The sequence below is a fragment of the Chamaesiphon sp. VAR_48_metabat_403 genome (assembly GCF_031422475.1).
GTDB lineage: Bacteria > Cyanobacteriota > Cyanobacteriia > Cyanobacteriales > Chamaesiphonaceae > Chamaesiphon.
In genome coordinates this window covers 1-5,631 of the sequence record NZ_JANPLS010000092.1, presented here as the reverse complement: position 1 = coordinate 5,631, position 5,631 = coordinate 1, and the positions used below count along the sequence as shown (strand labels likewise).

Below are 5,631 nucleotides of genomic sequence, written 5' to 3'. Positions count from 1 at the left end.
CCCGTTTACCCTGACTACTACCGAGCCGACGAGCGCGCATTTACAAGCCGTCATCGGCTACGACAGCTATCTTCAGCAGTTACTAATTCGCGATCCTTACGATCGCCAGATTGGGGAAGCCTGGGGACCAGAATTTCTCGCTCACTACGCGGCATTTGGGCCTAGAGGGATGCTGTTAGTGCCGGGAGATAAATTACACCTTTTAACCGATTTAGACCTGCCTGAGGCGGATTTATACGACCGATCGTACCAAATTCATGGGGCACTGACGCACAATCGGCGGGAAACTGCCAGTCAGATCTACGAGCAGATGGCTCAAATTGCGCCCACTCACCGCCTGACGCTAGATGCCGAGCGGCTGATTGCGGGTTACGATGGCGATGAGACGCGGGTGTTAGCCGCGATCGAGAAATCTTTGCTGCAATTTCCCGATTGTGCGAATTTAATCTTGGGCAAGCTTGCTTGTTTGCAAGAATTAGCCCGTCGGGAAGAGCGGCTGGAAATTCTGACGCGGATGTGTGATGAAAACGGTCATCCGGTCTTTTTGCAATATTACGCTCAAGAAATCGGCGATGATGGGCGAGCTGCGGAGCTGGCGATCGCGGTGTTGCGGCGGACGATTCGCCAAATGCCGACTAGTGCCCAGAATTACTATGCCCTGGCGCGAATTTTATGGTTGCAACGGGAATATACTACCGCTTTTGAACTATATCGGTTTGCGACTTGTCTGGAAGATAAAAAATCTACCTATGCTAAGACTTATTTCTTTACCGCACGGCATCGCAAGCAGACTACAACCGCGCTTAAATTACTGGAACAACGCTGGCATCGTTTGGGGACTAAATCTGTCGAACCGTTACTGACTTTATTTTGGGCGTGTAGTCAGTTAAATCGGATGACAGAAGCCTTCGCGCTCCTCGATGGGGCAATTGCCGATCTGTCAGGGCGGGATTTATCTCAGCAAAACGATCTGCTGATTGGGGCGGCAAATGCCTATGCCGAATACGGGCGATACCATCAAGCCGAAGGCATTCTCGATCGCATCCGCGAGACGATCGCACCAGCCACTTGGCGGCGGATTGCGGCGGAATTAGCCGCCAAACAAGGGGATATCGTCGGGAGTTTGGGACACTGGCAAGCGATTTTAAGCATCGAGCCACTGGGTATCGATGTCAACCGGGCGATCGCTAATTTACTCGCCGAAACTCAAGGCATTACCGCCGCCCTAGACTTTTTAAAAACCGCCTGCGATCGCTTCCCCCATAGCTATAGCCTGCATCAATTATGGAGTAGCTGGTTATTAGAAGCCGACGATTTAGTCGCCACCGAGGAAGTATTGCGCCGGATCGTCGCGATCGATGCCAGCGATGCCTGGACTCGCCGCCAATTAGCCCGCGTTTTGGGCAACCAGCGCAAGCTAACCGAGGCGAAGATCGAAATCGACATCGCCCGCGAACTCGAACCCCACAGCCCTTACGAGCGGGTGCTGCGGGGCTATTTAGCCGAACTAGCTGGCGAGAATGCGGCGGCGAAAACTGCCTATAAGGAGGCGATCGCCTTATCGATCGATAGTGAAGGGGCGATGGGTGCGTTATTATCGCTCTGTTACACCCATGAAGAGCGCGTAGCCGCCCTCGAATTCTGTTTCAACGAGTTAAAACAGCAGATTGTGATGGGCGACGGGCTGATTAACTACCAATCTCAAGCCGCCAATATCCTCCCCCCCGAAACCCTGCTGGCGCAAATGCGCGAAGCCCAGACGGAACGCCCCGATTTATGGCAAGCTTGGTCTGTATTAGTACTCCAATTACTCCAATTCGATCTCCTCGATGAGGCACTAGCCCTCGCGAAACAATTTACCGAGCAGTTCCCGCTCCTCCCCAAAGCCTGGTTGGATCTCTCCACGATTTACCGCCAACAGGAAGATAATGACAACGAAACGATCTCCCTCAACCGCGCTCTAGACATCGATCCGACTTGGAACATTCCGATCGGCAGACTCAGCCGCGTCTACGAGCGCACCGAGCAATACGAGCTGGGTAAAAAACTCCTCGAAACCGCCATTCTCCGCGAACCTCGCGATCTCAGCCACCATTGCCACCTCGCCGAATTACTCTGGAAAATTGAAGATTGCGATGCCGCCCTGGAACGCCTAAAAATCGTCGTTCAAACCACCAGCGGCGGGCATAATTACGCCTGGGCGTGGGAAAAACTCAAAGAATGGTCGATCGCAGGCGATCGCCCTGAATTCGCTGCTGGCTTGGTCCGCGAACTCACGCAGAATTACCCAGGAGCCGCCCGATCGTGGTATTTCCTCGCCGACACCCTCGAAGCCGAAGCAGACCGCCCAGAATGCCTTCTAGCCCTCGATCGGGCGATCGAACTCGACCCCTATTACACCGATGCCTACGACCTCAAAGCCCGCCTCCTGGTCCGCGCCGACGAACACGAAGCCGCATTAGCCGTCTGTAACACCACCGCCTGGGCGGAAGATCGCCCCATCTCGCTCAGAGCGAGGGCGGCATGGGTAGAACAACAGTGGGGACGACACCAAAACGCCCTCGATTTATTTCGCGAAATCGTCGCCATCGAGCCAGATTTTGAATGGGCGTGGCTGCAACTAACTCAATATTTCGATCGACTCGACAACCTCGCCGAATATCTCCCCGCCGCCCAAAAACTCGTCCACTTAGATCCCCAAGATCCAGTTAACTGGGGCTATTTAGGCGATGCTTACAACCGCACGGGAGACATCGCCCAAGCCCAATCCGCCTGGGAAAAAGCTCTCGAAATCGCGCCCCATTACGACTATGGCGGCATCTCCCTATTCGAGCTGCATTGGAAAGCCACAAACTTCGACGCAGCCACCGCGCTCCTCGCCCAAATCAAACCCTATCTAGATCCTGACGTTTATTTACCCGCTCAAATTCGCGTATCGCTCCACCATGGCGATAATGCCACCGCCGCATCGAGCTTAGAACAACTGTGTCAGTGCGATCTCGAAAATAGTCAAGGCTTGCGAGTTGCCATCCTTGCCATGAACGCTGCCAAATTGCTGTCAAATGTCGAGCAAATTCTATTCGAGCAACTCTCCGCCGCAGGGGTCATTTCTTTATCCTCAATTCGCTTCTGGTGGCTAGAAACTGCGGCAGAATTACAACAGTGGCAAAAACTCGATCGCCACATTCATACATTAAACTTCCACTCAGAAACTGGCACACAAGCCGTCCGTACTTATCTGCGACTCCTCGCCCAAAACAACCAGACAAAATCGTTGCATAATTTCATCGATCGACATCAAAAAAATCTCCGCCAAAAAACCGAACTATGGGGGGCTGTAGGTTACGTCTTGCGATTGATTCAATCCAATCATCGCATTATTAACTGGTTGGCAGATTGGCAAGATCGATCGGATGCCGAACCGTGGATGCTCACCAATCTTGCCGAAGCATTTCGCGCCGTCGGCTCAGATCTTAACGCCCGCCATATTCATGAATCCGCACTCAATTTAGCCAGCGATAATGGTAAAAAATCGCATCTAGCTTGGATGGCTTTTGACTTAGCTCGTGCTGGCAAACTCGATCGAGCTAATGAATACATCCAAAACTTACTACCGAGCGAAGATTACTCCCCAGAATATGCCTTCTTATTAGAAATTACCCAATCGGTTATCGCCGCTCGATCGCACATGAGTTCCCACGATCTCAAACTCCAACATATCTACAAACACCTAACAGCAGCTACATCTGCTTATTTACAACTTGACGAAGATATCCCGTTCTATCGTGCTTATCGTCAAGCTCTGGGAGATTTAATCGCTAAAACTTTTAGAGTGACATTACTAGTCGAATGGTTGCGAGTAAATTGGCATTTGATGTGTCGATCGCGATCGACTTGATATCCAATTTAACCACCTCTTTTAACCGCAGAGGCGCGCCAGAGCGCAGAGGTTACCTAAGCTATACTGCCAAACATCAAAAAGCCCCAGACTGGTTTCAGTTTGGAGCTTTTTAATTTGTTACGGAGAAGGTGGGATTCGAACCCACGGTAAGTTGCCCTACACAGCATTTCCAGTGCTGCGCCTTCGACCACTCGGCCACTTCTCCACAATTATGCGGATTTTGACGCTTAACTAGTATACCGTAGACTTTTACAAACTGTCAACTATTTTTGGAGCGGGACGGGGGACGGGGGAGACTGGGGGACTGGGGCAAATGCCCACAGATCTGTGCGGAGCAATAATTTTGGCTTGTGCTCTCGATCGATTTGACATACTCGATCGAGATCGCTAATATTGAGATGAATTTATTGCTATTTCGTCCGCAATTCAACTCGCTCGTTCAATCGATTTTGACGCTCTCGCCAATCGGGTAAAAGGCTTTCTAGCAAATTATAAAAGCTAGTCGAGTGATTGAGAAACCGCAAGTGACAAAGTTCGTGAATGATGACGTAATCGATGCAGTCTTTGGAGGCACTAATCAACAACGGATTGAGAAAAATTCTCCCGGCTGGGGTGCAGCTCCCCCAACGTTTCGACATGCTGCGGAGTTCAAAGCCGTGCCCTTCAATATCATGGGATGTGACTAGTTTGGCACAGTATCGATAACGTTCGCTAAATACGATCGTTGCTCGATCGCGAAACCAATTAGCGATCGATCTTTCGACATGTTCCCTGTCGAATGGTGTGGGTGTATTAACTTCTAATCTACCTTGCCAGAGCCGAATTTTGTCGCTCGAACTTTCAATTAATTTTAACCGATATGGACGACCTAAATAGCGATAACCTTCGCCAGAGACACATTCGGGGGCGGGTAATGCTAGTGCATATCGATCGAACTGACGTTGTTGTTTGGCAATCCAGGCGGCGCGGTGAATGACTTTAGATTCGATCGATTCTAATGTTGCATCTGCTGGAGCTTTGACAATAATACTACTGTCGGGATGAACTTCGATCGCGAGGGTTTTGCGGGGGGAGTATTCAAGGGCAAATGCGATATTTTTACTCCCGTATGGGACGCGATGGATCTCAGTTGACTTCATAGTTTTCAGCAATCTTGAGGATCTTGGCAATTAGTTCGTCTAAATCGCCCCAGGCAATAAATAGATTGTGAGTCTTTTTTAAGTCGTGAACTAAATCGTCGATTTCGTTCATCATCAGCTTTTGGATGTCTTGGTTATGTTGCCAATCGCGGATTTTATGTTTGGTGATAATGTCTTCAATACCGATCGATAGTAATACAAATACGTCTGAATTATCGGTTGTGTCGTCGATACCGCCATCGATTGAAATCGAGGCTAATGACGCAAAGTCCGCCTTCGCGGACTGGGTTGTATATGTGGACTTCACTTCACGAACCACGGATCGATCAATATTGTAGTCCGCGAAGGCGGACTTCGCATCACGAGCAGAGACTTTAGTCTCTAGGCTCTCTAGATTACTCGCTAGTTTATCCCGCAAAATATTGTAAAATGCCCGCGCTTGAGGGCGGGTTTGCAATGGTATGGGCACGTTAGTTGCACCGCCACTACGGAAGGTTTCTAGACATGACTTCATTTGCTGGAGATATTCGATATCGCCGAGGCGTTTGGCGCGGTGGGCATCGATCGCGGTTTGAATTAGTTGGCTCAATC

General features: G+C 50.3%; 2 protein-coding genes, 1 tRNA gene and 1 pseudogene. 1 reads left to right on the top strand and 3 read right to left on the bottom strand.

Going from position 1 to position 5,631, the window contains the following annotated elements:
• Positions 1-3,898: tetratricopeptide repeat protein (locus RMO79_RS04820; RefSeq protein WP_310481923.1), on the top strand; the 3,898-nt coding region annotated here is incomplete at its 5' end.
• A 123-nt stretch (positions 3,899-4,021) separates the two neighbouring features.
• Here the strand turns inward: RMO79_RS04820 and RMO79_RS04815 are convergent.
• The 3 genes and pseudogenes from RMO79_RS04815 to RMO79_RS04805 all read right to left on the bottom strand — a co-directional run.
• Positions 4,022-4,106, bottom strand: a tRNA-Ser gene (locus tag RMO79_RS04815).
• Positions 4,107-4,311: 205 nt separating this feature from the next.
• Complete coding sequence (locus tag RMO79_RS04810) at positions 4,312-5,040, bottom strand: SprT family zinc-dependent metalloprotease (protein ID WP_310481922.1); 729 nt, start codon at positions 5,038-5,040, stop codon at positions 4,312-4,314.
• A pseudogene (locus tag RMO79_RS04805) lies at positions 5,027-5,631 on the bottom strand (restriction endonuclease subunit R); the annotation flags it as partial. The pseudogene RMO79_RS04805 and the gene RMO79_RS04810, both read right to left, overlap by 14 nt.